Raw genomic sequence first — 15658 nt, forward strand, 5'->3', positions numbered from 1 at the left:
CGTCGGGGTTCCTACCACATGAATACGATGGCGATGACGGCCAGAAGCCCCAGGCCCATGGCGGCGGCGTAATGTTGCGCCCGTCCCGTCTGAACCCTTCTCAGCAACTGGCTTGAGTTGCCGATGAACCGGGGCACGCCGTTGACGATGCCCTCGATGACCCTTCCGTCGGAAACGCCCACGATGACGGTGCGGGCCACCCAGAAGGCGGGGCGCACCACGAGGGCGTCGTATATTTCATCCACGTAGTACTTGTTCCACAGCACGTTGTAAACGAACCCGGCCTTTGCGCCGAGCCACGTTGCGAGCTCCGGTCTCTTCAGGTACATGAGGTAGGCAATGCCGATGCCCCCGAACCCGAACAGTACGGAAATCCCCATGACGGTGAGCTCCACGGCGTGGGTTCCCTCGCCGTGAGGATGCCCCACCACAGGGGCCAGAAACTCCGCGAACCGCTCGTGCCCTCCCAGGATGGCCGGGACGCCCACGTAGCCGGCCACCGCCGCTCCCACGGCCAGGATGACCAGGGGCACGGTCATCACCTTGGGCGACTCGTGCAGATGATGCTCCTGCTCGGGCGTGCCCCTGAAGGTGCCGTGGAAGGCGAGAAAGATGATCCTGAAGGAATAAAAAGCCGTCAGCAGGGCCGTCACGGCGCCCAGGAACCAGACGAACTGCCCCAGGCCGCCGGAGGCGAAGGCCCGCCAGAGGATGTCGTCCTTGCTGAAGAAGCCCGCGAAGCCCGGGATGCCGGCGATGCTCAGGGAGGCGATGACGAACGTCCAGTACGTGGCGGGCATGTGCTTCCTGAGCCCGCCCATCTTCTGGATGTCCAGCTCCCCTCCCATGGCGTGCATCACGCTGCCGGCGCCCAGGAAGAGGAGGGCCTTGAAAAACGCGTGGGTGTACAGATGAAAGATGCCCGCCGAGTACGCGCCCACGCCGCACGCCAGGAACATGTATCCGAGCTGGCTTACCGTGGAGTAGGCGATGATGCGTTTGATGTCGTTCTGGACAAGGGCGATGGTGGCGGCAAACAGCGCCGTGACGCCGCCCGTCACGGCGACGACTCCCATGGCGGCGGGGGAGAGCTCGAAGATGGGGGACGTGCGGGCCACCATGAAAACGCCTGCCGTTACCATGGTGGCGGCATGGATAAGCGCGCTGACGGGCGTGGGGCCTTCCATGGCGTCGGGGAGCCAGACGTGAAGGGGAATCTGGGCCGACTTGCCCACGGCACCGCAGAACAGGAGCAGGGCTATCATGGTCACCGTGCTGACGTGGTAGCCCAGGAAGTTCACCCCTCCGGTCACGTGCTCGATGGCCTCGAAGGCCGGGGCGTAGTGCACCGTGCCCACGGTGAGGAAAAGAAGGATTATGCCCAGGCCGAAGCCGAAGTCGCCGAAGCGGTTGACGATGAAGGCCTTCTTGCCGGCGTCGGCGGCCGATTTCTTCTGGTACCAGAAGCCGATGAGGAAATAGGAGCAGAGGCCCACCGCCTCCCAGCCGAGGTAAAGCTGCAGGAAGTTGTTGGCCATGACCAGCATGAGCATCGAGAAGGTAAACAGGCTCAGGTAGGCGAAGAACCTGTAGTAGCCCGGGTCCTCGTGCATGTAGCCCACGGAGTAGATGTGCACCAGGGAGCTCACCGAGGTGACCACGAAGAGCATGACGACGGTGAGGGGGTCGATGAGGAAGCCCACCGACGCCTTGAAATCGCCCGAGACGATCCAGGAGTAAAGGTCCGTGTTGTACCGGGCTCCGCCCAGGACCTCGAAGAGCGTGACGACCGCCAGCACCCAGGAGGCGACTACCAGGGGGACGGACACCCAGTGCGCCTTGTCGCGGATGTAGCGCCTTCCAAAGAGGATGTTTATCACGAAGGCCAGCAGGGGCAGAAACGGTATGAACTGGTAGGCACTCATGGGCTATCCTTTCATCTCCGTCATCTCGTCGGCGTACGTGGTCTCCTTGTTGCGGAAAAGGGCGATGATGATGGCCAGGCCGAGGGCGGCCTCGGCCGCCGCCACGGCGATGACGAAGAAGCTCAGTATCTGCCCCCTCAGGTCCTGCATGTAGTGGCTGAAGGCGACCAGGCTGATGTTCACGCCGTTGAGCATGAGCTCGACAGAGATGAACATGAGAATGATGTTCCTCCGGGAGAGGAACCCGAAGACCCCTATCGAGAACACGGCGGCCGACAGCAACAGGTACCACTGTAAAGGAACCATCAGTACCTCATGATTTCAGGCGTTTCTTCGCCAGGGTTATGGAGCCCACGATAGCCACCAGCAGCACCACGGAGGCCACTTCGAAGGGGAAGAGATAGTCCGTGTACAGCCGCGTGCCGACGGCACGCGTGTTGGTGACCTTCTCGATATAGGAGATGCTGAAGGTGGAGCTGGGCCCCGGCGTGACGTGCACCAGCGTCAGGGCCAGGACCGCGAATATCCCGGCTCCGACGACAAAACCCGTCGGCCAGGAACCGATATACTTCCGGGAAAGCTCTTCCTTCCTCAGGTTCAGCAGGAAGACGACGAAGAGGAACAGGACGAGAATCGCACCGGCGTACACGATTATCTGCACGGCGGCCATGAACTCCGCGTCCAGGAACAGATAGAGGCTGGCGATGTGGAAGAACAGGACCAGCATGAAAAGCACGCTGTGCACCGGGTTCTCCCGCGTCACCACGAGGAGGGACAGCGCCGTGATGACGATGGCGTGGTAGAAGAAGAAAAACTCAGGCACCGGCGGCCTCCTTTTTCCCTTTCGGCCTGAAGACGGCCTGCCCCTCGTAGCCGCCGAAGGCGGTGGCCTTGGGCAGCCAGAATCTCTTGAGGTATTCCCGGCCCTTCTCGCCCGCCATGAAGGTGTCCCAGTTCTGAAGGAGCTTCTCCTTGGTCATCCAGAAATCGTCCCGGCTGTAGTTGGCGTACTCGAAATGCTCCGTCAGGACCACGGCCCCCACCGGGCAGGCCTCCACGCAGAAGGCGCAGAAGGTGCAGCGGAGCACCTCGATTTCGTATCGCTCGGCGACCTTCCGCCCGTCCGGGGCCTCGCCGGTATGGATGGAGATGCACTGCGAGGGGCATATGGCCGCGCACAGGCCGCAGGCGATGCACCTCTCCCGCCCGTCTGCCTCCCGCACCAGGGCGTGCAGTCCCCGGAAACCGGGTTTGGGCTGCCGGGGCACCTCCGGGTAGCGGAGGGTCACCGGCCGCGTGAACAGGGTCTTGAGGGTGAGGGCCATGCCTTTCAGTATCTCTATGAAAAAGACCGTCCTGACGACTTTCTTGAAATCCACCTCTCCTCCTCAGACCAGTATCTTGACCGTGGCTGTTATCACGATGTTCAGGAGGGCCAGGGGTATCAGGAATTTCCAGCCCAGGCCCATGAGCTGGTCGTACCTGTAGCGGGGCACGGTGGCCCGGATCCAGTAGTACAGGAACATGAAAGCGTACACCTTCACGAGCAGCCAGAAGAAGGGAACGTAAGGCACGGCGAAGGGCCCGTTCCAGCCGCCCAGGAAGCACAGGGCCCCCATGATGGACATGATGATCATCCCCAGGTACTCGGCCACGAAGAAAAGGGCGAACCGCATGCCGCTGTACTCCGTGAAATAGCCGGCCACCAGCTCGCTCTCGGCCTCCGGAAGGTCGAAGGGCGTGCGGTTGGTCTCGGCCAGCGCCGCGACGTAGAAGACGAAGAAGCCCAGGAACTGCGGGATGACGTAGGCCTTTGTCGGATAGGCTTCCTGGGCCTTGACGATGTCGGCAAGGTTGAGGGAGCCCGCCATGATGATGACCCCCACGAGGCTCAGGCCGAGGGCTATCTCGTAGCTTATCACCTGGGCCGAGGACCGGAGCCCTCCCAGGAAGGAGTACTTCGAGTTCGACGCCCATCCGCTCATCACCACGCCGTAAGCCCCCAGGGAGGACATGGCCAAAACATACAGGAGCCCGATGTTTATATTTGCGATGGCGAAGCCCTGGAAAAAGGGCATGACGGCCAGGGTGGACATGCCCGCAAAAATGGAGATGATGGGGGCGACGTAGAAAATGGGCTTGTCGGCGCGCTCGGGAATGATGTCTTCCTTGAAGAACAGCTTCACGAAGTCCGCTATGGGCTGAAGGAGGCCGCGCCAGCCCACCCGGTTGGGGCCGAGGCGCACCTGCATGTGGCCTATCGTCTTGCGCTCGAAGTAGGTGGCGTAGGCCACGTGGGCCATCACCGCGGCCAGCACCAGGGCTATTTCGAGCAGGATGATGAGGATGCGGATGGTGAGGTCAAAGATGCCTTGGGGGAAGAGAAACTCGAATATGTTAACGTGGTCCATACCCGTGTCCTTGTCCGTTGAGCTTCTCGATTCGTACGCCCGCTATCGGCACGCTAAACCGGGGCCGCAAAGCACTCTATTATACTCAAAACACATCAGAAGTCCAGCCCCCGCACGCATCCGAAAAAAGCCCGGGCAAACGCCTGCCCGCACCGGGCGAAAGGGCCGCCTCCGCCCTGCGCCCCCGGATGTTATGCGGAGCGCACGGGTCTTGTCAATAATAAGACGGCCGCTTTCTTCCATCGGGGAGACGCATTTCGGGGGTCTGCAAGAGACCCCCTCCCCCCGTGTTCGTTTATATCTTTTCTTCGGCCCGGAGCGGCACCCCCCGCGTGCCGGGCGCAAACCTGTGCTTCAATCCTCAAGCTCTGGAGGCCCCGCCGTGCCGGCGGGGCTCAGCGGTCGCATTCCCCCAGAACGATGTCGATGGTCCCGATGTTTGCGATGACGTCGGCGACCAGACTGCCCTCGGAGAGCTTGGGCAGCACCGAGGCGTGCACGAAGGACGGGGAGCGCAGCCTCATCCTGTACGGCCTGCCGGTGCCGTCGCTGATGAAATAGAAGCCCAGTTCGCCCTTGGGCACTTCGGTGGCCGCATATACCTCGCCCTGCGGGGCGGTAATGGGCCCTTTGGTGATGAGGACGAAATGATGGATGAGGGACTCCATGTCCTTCATCACGTTGTCCTTGGCCGGAAGCGTGAACTTCGGCGCATCGGGGGCCAGAATGGGGCCCCGGGGCAGATTCTCGATGCACTGCCGGATGATGCGGTTGGACTGCCTCATCTCCAGCATGCGGACGCGGTACCGGTCGTAGACGTCCCCGGCCGTGCCGGTGGGCACGTCGAACTCCACCTGGTCGTAGGCATCGTAGGGCTCATACTTCCGGATGTCGAAGGGTACGCCGGAGCCCCGGACCATGGGCCCGGTCATGCCCCAGTCGACGGCCTCCTCGGCCGTGAGGACGCCCACTCCCTTGGTGCGCTGAAGCCAGATGCGGTTCTGGTCTATGAGGACCTCGTACTCGTCCATCTTGCTCGGGAACTCCTCGGTGAACTGCCAGAGCGTGTCCAGGAACTCCTGGCTCACGTCGTTTCTGACGCCTCCGATGCGGGGGTAGCTCACCGTGAGCCGGGCCCCGCAGAGCATCTCGAAGAGGTCCATTATGCGTTCCCTGTCGCGGAAGCTGTAAAGGAAGGGCGTGGTGGCTCCGATGTCCAGGACGTGGGTGCCGAACCAGATGATGTGGCTCGATATCCTGGTCATCTCGGCGCACATGGTGCGGATGAACTTTGCCCGCTCGGGGACCTCCACGCCGAGGAGCTTCTCCACGGCCACGCAGTAGCCCACGTTGTTGCACATGGAGGAGATGTAGTCCAGCCTGTCCGAGAGGGGAAGGGCGTTCAGGTACGTCTTGCCCTCCGCCAGCTTCTCCGTCCCCCGGTGCAGGTACCCCACGTAGGGGGTGCACTTGACCACCTTCTCTCCGTCGAGGTCCAGGACCACCCTGAGCACGCCGTGGGTGGCGGGGTGCTGGGGGCCGACGCTGACGGTGAGCTCCTTGGTCTCGACGGCCGGGCTGGGGGTCTCCTCTACCTTTCCCATTCGAACTCCTTGTACGTCTCCGCTTTCTTGAGCACTTCCTTGAAGCCCGGCCACTCCTGCTCGGGAGGCGGGCCCATGGTGGGATAATCCTTTCTCAGGGGATGTCCCTCCCAGTCCTCCGGCAGGAGTATTCGCCTGAGGTCTCCGTGTCCCGTGAAAACGACCCCGAAGAGGTCGTAGCACTCCCGCTCGTGCCAGCCGGCCCCGCTCCACAGCGGCGTGACCGTGTCGATGGAGCAGTCCTCCTCGGAGACCTGGGCCTTCAGGCGTATCATGTGCCGGTGCTTGAGCGAGTAAAGGTGATAGACGACCTCGAAGCGGGGGAGCTTTCTGCCGAGCCAGTCCACCGCCGTGATGTCCCGGAGGTGGTCCAGGGAGAGCTCCGGCTCGTCACGGAGCCACCGGCAGACCTCCACGATGCGGTCCTTTTTGAGGATGACGGACGCCTGGCCCCGGAACTCCGTGACCTCCAGGACGTCCTCGGGGAACTGCGCCCTGAGCTTGTCGGCTAACTGAAGTGGTTCCATCTGAGATGCTCTTGCCGTATTTTCTCCTGAAGCTTCACGATGCCGTCCAGAAGGGCCTCCGGACGGGGCGGGCAGCCGGGCACGTAGACGTCCACCGGGAGGAAGGAATCCACGCCCTGCACGGTGGAATAGCTCTGGTAGATGTTGCCCGTGCACGCACAGCTCCCCATGGATATCACGTACCGGGGCTCGGGCATCTGGTCGTAGACCCTCCGCACCACGGGAGCCATCTTCTTGGTGACGGTGCCCGCGATTATCACGAAGTCCGCCTGCCGGGGCGAACCCCTGAAGAGGACGCCAAAACGGTCCAGGTCATAGTGTGACGATCCCGTCGTCATCATTTCAATGGCGCATCACGCCAGGCCGAACGTCATGGGCCAGAGAGAGGAGAGACGCCCCCAGTCGATTATCTTGTCCAGGGTGGCGATGATGGTGTTGGCGCCGGGTATGACCTTGAGGCCTTTCTCGACCTCCACGGCGCCGGTGTTGTCCAGGACCATTTGGCTGTCACCTCCTTTCAATCCCAGCTGAAGGCCAGCTTCTTCCATGCGTAGAGGTAGCCGACCAGGAGAATGGCGATGAACAGTATCATCTCGACGTAGGCGTACATGCCTATCTTGTCAAAGACGATTGCCCATGGGTAAAGGAATACCGCCTCCACGTCGAAGACCACGAAGAGCATGGCGATGACATAGAAACTCACGGAGAACCGCTGCCGCGGCTCACCCACCGGGATGTTGCCCGATTCGTACGGGGAGAGCTTCTCCGGGTACGGGCGGGACGGCCGGAAAAGGGCCCCTATGAGGAGGGCTCCGAAGCCGAAAGCCGTGGCCACGAACATGAATATCAGTATCGGCAGGTACGCCGATGGAATATAGGTTCCCGGCATGGGAATAACTATACGTGAGAAGGTGGGAGCGTGTCAACGGGTTTCTGGCGTGGCGAAGCAAAAAAGGCGCGTCTCCTCCGGGCGCGCCCGGAGGCCCTTCTCAAAGGCCCGTACGGCCTTGACCCCTCGTGGCGGCGGACTTGCCCGACTTCAGGAGGGCGAGCTCGATTGTCTTCAGGGAGCTGAGAATCCTCTTCTGCTGCTCCTTGGTCTCCCTGAGCTCCTCGAGCACCCGGGTCAGGAGCCCGGAAAGCTCGGGGGGCGCCTCCCTTGCCCCCGGGCCGCCGCCGCGGGCCGAAGCCCGGGGAGCGGCACGTGGTCCGGCACCCTTCGGGGGCCCTGCGGAGAGCATGTCCTCGAGCTCCGTGCGGACGTCTTCAAGCTCGGCCGTATCCCAGGGGAAGTGCGTTTCGTCCCCGCCGGGGAGGCCTTCCCCCAGGGTCCCGTCCCCGGGCCCGCCCGCTGCGTCGTTGCCCCCGCTTTCGTTCCCCCGGGCGCCTCCCGCGGACTCCAGGGTGCCTTCGGGGAAGCCGCCCCAGGAGGACGCCTCCCCTGCTGCCGGCTCCTCTTCGGCGGACATGCTGGCCTCGAGGAGGTCCTTCTCGATTTCCGCCTCCGAGAGGAGGGATTCCACGGATGCCGGCTGGTCGTGAAGGGCCCGGGCCCCGCGGTCCTCCACGGCTATGTGGATGGGCCTGTTCTTGGCGGGCTCGGCGGGAGCGGCCGCCTCTGCCGTGTCGCCGCCCGCAGGGGGCTCTATCTGGACGTTGTGCTTCCTGGATATGTGGTCAAGGAGGCGGCGGGTTACCAGCTTGAAGGTCTCCTCCACGCCGGTGCCGTCGACGGCAACGGCGTGGATGGCCGTGTTCCCGCCGGCGTTCAGGTCCTGGTCCAGCTCCCCGGGGCTGAGGGTGTTGGGGAGGTCGCGCTTGTTGTACTGAAGGATCACGGGGATGTCGTCGGGGTCTATGTTGTTGGCCGTGAGGTTCTCCCTCATGTTCTCCAGGCTCTCGACGTTCTGCTCCTTCAAGGCACGCTGCGAGTCCGCTACGAAGACCACCGCGTCGGCGCCCTTGAGGACGAGCTTCCGCGTGGCGTTGTACCGGACCTGCCCCGGAACGGTATAGAGCTGGAAGCGGACGTTGAAGTCCTTGATGCGCCCCAGATGCACCGGCATGAAATCGAAAAACAGGGTTCTGTCCGCATCGGTGGACAGGGAGAGGAGCTTGCCAGTCTTCTCGGGCGACATGGAGGCATGCAGGTACTGCAAGTTGGTGGTCTTCCCGCAGAGGCCAGGGCCGTAATAGACTACCTTGAGCGTTATTTCCTTGGTTGCGTAGTTAAATAACGCCATCGCGTCAAATTATAGCATAAACACCGTTTCGTGTCCGGTGTTTTACGTTGTACATGGATTCGTCGGCAAGGCGCATCAGCTCCTCTTTGGAACGAGAGCTCTCGGGGTAGGAGGCGACGCCGAAACTCGCCGTAATTGTGAGATTATATCCCCCATCGACAAGAAAGACGCCGCTTTCCACCGACTTGCGAATCCTCTCCGCGATGGCCAGGGCGTTGTGCAGCGTCGTCTGCGGCAGCACGATGACGAACTCGTCCCCGCCGTACCGGGCCACGATGTCCACGCTCCTCAGTTCCGTTATGAGAAGCTCGCCTATCTCCACCAGGACCTTGCTGCCCACAAGGTGCCCGTGGGTGTCGTTTATGTCCTTGAAGTGGTCGATGTCCATGAAGATGATGGAGACGCTCGTGTTGTAGCGGTTGCTGCGCTGTATCTCGTTCTCGATGCTCCTGTTGAGGTACCGGGTGTTGAAGAGGTTGGTGAGGTCGTCGGTTATGGCCAGCTCCTCGAGCTTCTGCTGAAGGGCTATCTTCTCCACCGCGAGGGCCGCCTGGTTGACGAACTTCATGAGTATCTCCAGGTCCCGCTCCGTGAAGGCGTCTCCCTTTTTCTTGTTGATGAGCTCCAGGACCCCCAGCACCTTGCCCTGGCTGACAATGGGGGCGCTCATCACGGTCCTGGTGTTTACATGGCTTATCCGGTCCACCCGCTTGGAGAACCTGGGGTCCTTGGTGATGTCGGAGACCACGGCGGGGACACCCTTCTGAGCCACCCAGCCGGCTATGCCCTCACCGGGTTTGAGGCGGAACTTCTTGATTTTTCTTTTCATTTTGCCTACGGTCTTCTCAAAGACCAGGTCTCCCGAGCTCTCGTCGGCAAGCAGAACACTCCAGGCCTCCGCGCCCGTGAGGTCCTTGACCCTGCGCATGATGGTGCAGAGGGCCTCGTTGATGTCCCGCGAGGAGGTCAGCACCCTGTTCATCTGCTCGAAGAAGGCCAGCTCCTCCTTCATCGTGGTCATGGAAGAGCGCATCTGCTCCGCCCTCTCCATCTGGGCATGCTCTTTGAGCAGGCGGGCCGCATAGGCCAGGATGTCCTTATCCGAGGGCTCGTGTACGGGGAAGGCAAGGGGCTGCCTGAGCCAGGGACCGAGCTTGCGGGTAGAGCCGTCGGCGGAAACGACCAACTTGGGGATTCCCCGGGCGGCCCGGGTAAGCTCCTCGAAAAGCTCCCTGTGGTCCCGGCCCAGGATGAGGAGGTCGGCCTCGGGCAGGGCGGCCAGCGCCGCCTGAGAGGACGAAAAACACCGGACCTGGTAGCCCTGGGCCGCGAGGAGCTCTCGGAGGGAAGAGGGTTCAGGCCCTATGAGAAAAATTGTTTTCTCAGGCATTCATCCCACAGCACTTCTTGTATTTTCTCCCGCTCCCACAGGGGCAGGGCTCGTTGCGCCCCACCTTGTTGCCGCGCTTCGCCGGCTGTGGGGCACCCGCACCCGCTCCCTGGGCGCTTCTATTATATACAAGGCGCTGTTTCTGGGATGTGCGCTTAATCTCCTTTTCCTCCCTGACCTGTATGCGGCAGAGACGCCTCACGGTCTCGGTGTTTATCCGGCCGGTCATCTCCGCGAAAAGCTCGAAGGCCTCCTTCTTGTACTCGGTGAGGGGGTCCAGCTGCCCGTAGCCCCTGAGCCCGATGCCCTCCTTCAGGTGGTCCATGCCCAGGAGGTGGTCCTTCCACTGGGCATCCACCACCTGGAGCATCATCATCTTCTCCAGGTACCGCATGAGCTCGGCCCCCAACTGCGCCTCCTTGGCGTCGTAATGGGCCAGGAGAGCCTTGCGGAGCCACTCCTGGGGGGGCTCTTCTTCGGGGAAGTCCTCCATGAAGAAGGCGAACACGCCGTAGAGGGAGTCCCTCAGTCCCTGCATGTCCCAGTCCTCGGGGTGCTTGTCCTCGGGACAGTAGATGGCCAGAAGCTCCTCCATGGTGTCCTCTATCATCCCCTGGACGTTCTCCTTGAGGCTTTCCTGCTCGAGTATCTCCCGCCTGAAGGCGTAAATCTCCGTCCTCTGCTTGTTCATGACGTCGTCGTACTCGATGAGGTGCTTCCGGATGTCGAAGTTGTGGCCCTCCACCTTCTTCTGGGCGTTCTCCACGGCCCGGGTGATCATCTTGTTTTCGATGGGGACGTCCTCCTCCATCCCCAGGCGCTGCATGAGACCCGATATTTTCTCGGAGCCGAAGATGCGCATGAGGTCGTCCTCGAGCGAGAGGTAAAAGCGCGACCCGCCCGGGTCTCCCTGGCGGCCGGAACGTCCCCGGAGCTGGTTGTCTATGCGGCGGGACTCGTGCCTCTCGGTCCCCAGGATGAAAAGCCCCCCGGCCTCGATGACCTTCTTCTTGTCCTCGGCGCACCGGGTGCGGGCCTGGGCGAGGGCCTGGGCGTGGTCCTCTTCGGTGGGCTCTTCTTTGCCCGCGAGGGTCTGGCGGGCCAGCCCCTCGGGGTTGCCCCCCAGGACGATGTCCGTTCCCCTCCCGGCCATGTTGGTGGCTATGGTGACCGCGCCGCTTCTTCCGGCCTGGGCGATGATCTCGGCCTCCTTCTCGTGGTACTTGGCGTTCAGGACCGAGTGCTGGATTTTCCGGCGGTTGAGCATCTTGCTCAGGAGCTCGGAGTTCTCGATGGAGATGGTCCCCACCAGGGTGGGCTGCCCCTGCTGGTGCCTCTCGTGTATCTCCTCCACGATGGACTTGAACTTCCCCTTCTCGCTCTTATAGATGAGGTCGGGATGGTCCTGGCGTATCATGGGCATGTGGGTGGGGACCACCAGCACCTCCAGGTTGTATATCTCGGCGAACTCTTCGGCCTCGGTGTCGGCCGTGCCGGTCATGCCGGCGAGCTTGTCGTACATGCGGAAGTAGTTCTGGAAGGTGATGGTGGCCAGGGTCTGGTTCTCACTGGCGATTTTCACCCCTTCCTTGGCTTCAATGGCCTGGTGCAGGCCGTCGGACCAGCGGCGGCCGGGCATGAGCCGTCCGGTGAACTCGTCCACGATGACGACCTCGCCGTCCTTGACGACGTAGTCCACGTCGCGCTTGAAAAGGTGGTGGGCCCTCAGGGCCTGAAGCACGTGGTGCACGAGCTCCATGTTGGCCGCGTCGTAGAGGTTGCCTACCTCCAGGAGGCCCTCCGCCTTGGCATTGCCCTCCTCGGTGAGGATGGCGTTCTTCGTCTTCTCGTCGAGGGTGAAATCCTCTTCCGTCCGCAGGCGCGGGACGATGCGGTTGATTTTGTAGTACTTGTCCGTGGAGTCCTCCGACGGGCCCGAGATGATAAGAGGGGTGCGGGCCTCGTCGATGAGGATGCTGTCCACCTCGTCCACGATGGCGTAATGCTGCTCCCGCTGCACGTAGCTGCGGATGTCGTACTTCATGTTGTCCCGGAGATAGTCGAAGCCGAACTCGTTGTTCGTTCCGTAGGTGATGTCCGCGCCGTAGGCCTCCTGGCGCTGCTCGTCGGTGAGGCCGTGGACGATGACGCCTACGGAGAGGCCGAGGAAATTATAGATGGGCATCATCCACTGGGCGTCGCGGCTGGCCAGGTAGTCGTTGACGGTGACGATGTGCACTCCCCGCCCCGTGAGGGCGTTGAGATACACCGGCAGGGTGGCCACCAGGGTCTTGCCCTCGCCGGTCTTCATCTCGGCTATCCTGCCTTCGTGAAGGACCATCCCTCCAGCCAGCTGCACGTCGAAGTGCCGCATGCCCAGGGTGCGCTTGGAGGTCTCCCTGACCACCGCGAAGGCCTCCGAGAGGATGTCCTCCAGGGTCTCCCCGTTTTCCAGGCGGGAGCGGAACTCCCCCGTCTTTGCCGCCAGGGCCTCGTCAGAGAGGGCCGAGACGGCCGGCTCAAGGGCGTTTATGGAGGCCACCGCGCCCAGGAGGCGCCTGACTTCCCTCTCGTTCTTTGAGCCGAACAGTTTTTTAAGCAATGTCTGTACCATATCGATTTATTATAACAGAAGCCCGGGGGCCTTATCCCCTGCCGGGCAGAGAGCCGGCGGGCGGGCCGATGGGTCGAAAAGTCCAGCATTTCAGCGGCCTTTCCGGTCTTTCCGCTTGAAATCCACCCGCTCCTTGTGAAATAATCATCAACCGCATTGCACATGCCTCCCGTGGGTGGTGCGCCTTCGGGTTCCGGAAAAACCGCGAGCAAAAGGAAGCTCATCAATGGGGATTGACAACCTGTGCATTAACACCATCATGATGCTCTCGGCCGACGCCGTGCAGCAGGCCGACTCCGGCCACCCGGGCATGCCCATGGGGGACGCGGCCATGGCGTACGTCCTCTGGCAGAGGTTTCTGAAGCATAACCCCAGGAACCCCGCGTGGCCGAACCGCGACCGGTTTGTCCTGTCCGCCGGGCACGGCTCCATGCTCTTGTACAGCCTTCTCTACCTTACGGGCCATGACATCACCCTCGAGGATATCAAGGGCTTCCGGCGGTGGGGAAGCAAGACCCCCGGGCACCCCGAGCACTGCCTGCCCTCCGGCATAGAGACCACCACGGGCCCCCTGGGACAGGGCTTTGCAACGGCGGTGGGGATGGCTATGGCCGAGCGCTACCTGGCCTCCCTCTTCAACAAGCCCCGTTTTGCGGTGGTGGACCACTACACCTACGTCATCGCCAGTGACGGCGACCTCATGGAAGGGGTCTCCTCCGAGGCGGCCTCCCTGGCGGGGCACCTCGGGCTGGGAAAGCTCATCTGCCTGTACTCGGACAACAGGATAACCATCGAGGGACCCACGGACCTCGCCTTCACCGAGGACGTGGCCGCCCGCTTTCAGGCCATGGGCTGGCACACGGAGAGCGTTGACGGCTACGACCTCAAGGGCGTGGCCGGGGCCATCGGAAGGGCCCGGCGGGAGAAGAAAAGGCCCTCTCTCATCCTGGCCCGCACCCGCATCGGCTACTGCTCCCCCACTTACGAGGACACGGCCGCCTGCCACGGCGCCCCCCTGGGGGAGGAGGAGATAATCCTCATAAAGCACATGCTGGGCCTGCCGGAGAAGCCCTTCCGTGTTTCCCGGCAAGTGCTCACCCACATGCGGGGCGCTGTGGGCAGGGGCAGGGAGGCCGAGCGTTCCTGGCAGGGCATGATGAAGAAATACCGCCGCCAATACCCGGAGCTTGCCGCCCTCCGGGAAGACCTGGTTGCGGGGCGTCTGCCCGACGGATGGGAGAGGGAGCTTCCCTCTTTCAAGCCGGAGGACGGGCCGGTGGCAACCCGCAGCGCGTCGGGCAAGGTCCTCAACGCCCTGGCCGATGCCCTGCCGCATCTTATCGGCGGCTCGGCGGACCTGGCTCCCTCCAACAACACCTATCTGAAGGGCCACAAGGACTACCTGCCCGGCAGGCCGGGAAGGAACATCCACTTCGGCGTGAGGGAGCACGCCATGGGGGCGGTCCTCAATGGCATGGCCCTCTCGGGCATGCTTATCCCCTACGGGGGCACTTTCCTGGTCTTCTCCGATTACCTGCGTCCCGCAAGCCGGCTCTCGGCCATGATGGGCCGGCGGGTCGTCTATGTGATGACCCACGATTCCGTCGGCCTCGGGGAGGACGGGCCGACGCACCAGCCCGTGGAGCACCTGGCCGCTTACCGGGCCATGCCCAACATGACCGTCATTCGCCCCGCCGACGCCAGCGAAACGGTGGAGGCCTGGCGGCTGGCCCTGGCCAACACGAAGGGGCCCACCATGCTGGTTCTCACCCGGCAGAAGCTCCCCGTCCTGGACCGGAAGGAATGCTCCCCTGCCCGCGGCGCGGCAAAGGGGGGCTACGTCCTCTGGGAGCCCGGGGGCCGGAGGCCCGACGTTATCCTCATCGCCAGCGGCTCGGAGGTGCATCCCGCCCTCGCTGCGGCGCGCACCCTCACGGAGGAGGGCCTTCACACGCGGGTGGTCAGCATGTGCTCCATGGAGCTTTTCGACGCCCAGTCCGAGAGCTACCGGAAGGAGGTCCTCCCCCCCGAGGTGCCTCGCCGCCTGGCGGTGGAGGCTGGGGCGAGCCTGGGATGGCACAAGTATGTCGGTACGGAGGGGGGCGTTCTGGCCCTGGACCGCTTCGGCGCTTCGGCCCCCGGGAAGGTCCTCTTCGAGAAGTTCGGTTTCACCGCGGAGAACATCGCCCGCCTGGCGCGGGAGCTTGCAGGGAAGAAGCCTACCAGGAAGAAAGAGTCCTGAGAAACTCCCGGTGCCCCGAGAGGTCGGGGAGGGCGAGGTGGGCCCCGGTCTTCCTCAGTTCCTCCAGGCTGTACGGGCCGGTGGCCACCGCCACGGCACGGGTCCCGTACCGCCGGGCGCACTGCACGTCCCGGGGCGTATCGCCCACCACGATGCAGTCTTCCGGCTTCACCGCTACACCCGTGAGCTTCCGGTATCTGTCCAGGGCGTAGGGCAGCAGGAGGTTTCTGTCCTCGCTGTCGCTGCCGAAGGCGCCGAAGAGCTCGTGGGAGAGGCCATCCAGGAGAAAGTAGCCGCTCAGCCCCAGGGCATCGAGCTTGATGCGTGCTCCTTCGGCGACATTGCCCGTGAGAAGCCCGGCCGCCGTGCCCGGCACAGACCGGAGGCCCGTCAGGACATCGGCCACCCCGGGCATGACGCACCGGCCATTGGAGACGGCCATCTCCCGCGCCAGGTGACGCACATAGGACTCCAGAAGCCGGGGCATCAAGCCGTCAGCCGTTATGCCGCGGCGGCGCAGGGCCTCCGCGATAATGCGGGGGTCGGTCATCCCGGCCATCCGTATACCCGCGAAGGCGTCCCGTATGCGGAGAGTTTCGCTCAGGGCGGCGGTCAGCGCCCTGGTGCCCGCCCCGCCGGTGCTGATGAGCGTTCCGTCTATGTCGAAAAGGACAAGCCGCATCCTCATATTATATGCCATCG

General features: G+C 63.1%; 12 protein-coding genes and 2 pseudogenes. 1 reads left to right on the forward strand and 13 read right to left on the reverse strand.

The features are described 5' to 3' along the window. Nucleotides 1-11: 11 nt before the first annotated feature. The 12 genes and pseudogenes from nuoL to secA all read right to left on the reverse strand — a co-directional run bounded on the left by nuoL (nt 12) and on the right by secA (nt 12714). Nucleotides 12-1925 carry an NADH-quinone oxidoreductase subunit L gene (nuoL, locus tag P8Y39_02510; GenBank protein ID MEJ2191209.1) on the reverse strand — a complete coding sequence of 638 codons (1914 nt, stop codon included), beginning with the start codon at nt 1923-1925 and terminating at the stop codon, nt 12-14. A gap of 3 nt (nt 1926-1928) precedes the next feature. Beyond that, entirely contained in the window at nt 1929-2231 is a 303-nt protein-coding gene (nuoK, locus tag P8Y39_02515) for an NADH-quinone oxidoreductase subunit NuoK (protein MEJ2191210.1), read from the reverse strand. A gap of 7 nt (nt 2232-2238) precedes the next feature. Next, on the reverse strand, nt 2239-2748 hold the full coding sequence (locus P8Y39_02520; GenBank protein MEJ2191211.1) for an NADH-quinone oxidoreductase subunit J: 510 nt from the start codon (nt 2746-2748) through the stop codon (nt 2239-2241). Further along, nucleotides 2741-3304 (reverse strand): NADH-quinone oxidoreductase subunit NuoI, encoded by a 564-nt coding sequence (gene nuoI, locus P8Y39_02525; GenBank protein ID MEJ2191212.1) that lies wholly within the window; start codon nt 3302-3304, stop codon nt 2741-2743. Before nuoI ends, P8Y39_02520 begins: the two co-directional genes overlap by 8 nt. Nucleotides 3305-3313: 9 nt before the next feature. Further along, a complete protein-coding gene (gene nuoH, locus P8Y39_02530; protein ID MEJ2191213.1) occupies nt 3314-4336 on the reverse strand; it encodes an NADH-quinone oxidoreductase subunit NuoH in 1023 nt (340 codons plus the stop codon). Nucleotides 4337-4731: 395 nt separating this feature from the next. After that, a complete protein-coding gene (gene nuoD / locus P8Y39_02535; protein ID MEJ2191214.1) occupies nt 4732-5940 on the reverse strand; it encodes an NADH dehydrogenase (quinone) subunit D in 1209 nt (402 codons plus the stop codon). Next, the gene (locus P8Y39_02540) at nt 5928-6467 is read right to left on the reverse strand and encodes an NADH-quinone oxidoreductase subunit C (protein ID MEJ2191215.1); all 540 of its coding nucleotides are present in this window, start codon (nt 6465-6467) and stop codon (nt 5928-5930) included. The genes nuoD and P8Y39_02540 overlap by 13 nt, the downstream gene beginning before the upstream one ends. Continuing rightward, nucleotides 6449-6967: pseudogene (locus P8Y39_02545) on the reverse strand (NADH-quinone oxidoreductase subunit B). The gene P8Y39_02540 and the pseudogene P8Y39_02545 overlap by 19 nt, the downstream one beginning before the upstream one ends. Nucleotides 6968-6984: 17 nt before the next feature. Beyond that, the gene (locus P8Y39_02550) at nt 6985-7356 is read right to left on the reverse strand and encodes an NADH-quinone oxidoreductase subunit A (GenBank protein MEJ2191216.1); all 372 of its coding nucleotides are present in this window, start codon (nt 7354-7356) and stop codon (nt 6985-6987) included. Between the two features lie 790 nt (nt 7357-8146). Further along, nucleotides 8147-8710 (reverse strand): annotated as a pseudogene (locus P8Y39_02555) (GTPase domain-containing protein). 4 nt (nt 8711-8714) lie between these two features. Next, nucleotides 8715-10100 (reverse strand): diguanylate cyclase, encoded by a 1386-nt coding sequence (locus P8Y39_02560; GenBank protein MEJ2191217.1) that lies wholly within the window; start codon nt 10098-10100, stop codon nt 8715-8717. Next, entirely contained in the window at nt 10093-12714 is a 2622-nt protein-coding gene (secA, locus tag P8Y39_02565) for a preprotein translocase subunit SecA (protein MEJ2191218.1), read from the reverse strand. Before secA ends, P8Y39_02560 begins: the two co-directional genes overlap by 8 nt. A 226-nt stretch (nt 12715-12940) precedes the next feature. Here secA and tkt point away from each other — a divergent pair, with 226 nt between their 5' ends. Continuing rightward, the gene (gene tkt / locus P8Y39_02570) at nt 12941-14956 is read left to right on the forward strand and encodes a transketolase (GenBank protein ID MEJ2191219.1); all 2016 of its coding nucleotides are present in this window, start codon (nt 12941-12943) and stop codon (nt 14954-14956) included. Here tkt and P8Y39_02575 read toward each other — a convergent pair. Further along, the coding region (locus P8Y39_02575; protein ID MEJ2191220.1) for a haloacid dehalogenase-like hydrolase at nt 14934-15658 on the reverse strand (725 nt) is incomplete at its 5' end. The two genes, tkt and P8Y39_02575, sit on opposite strands and share 23 nt — an antisense overlap.

This window comes from Nitrospirota bacterium, from assembly GCA_037386965.1.
GTDB lineage: Bacteria > Nitrospirota > Thermodesulfovibrionia > Thermodesulfovibrionales > JdFR-86 > JARRLN01.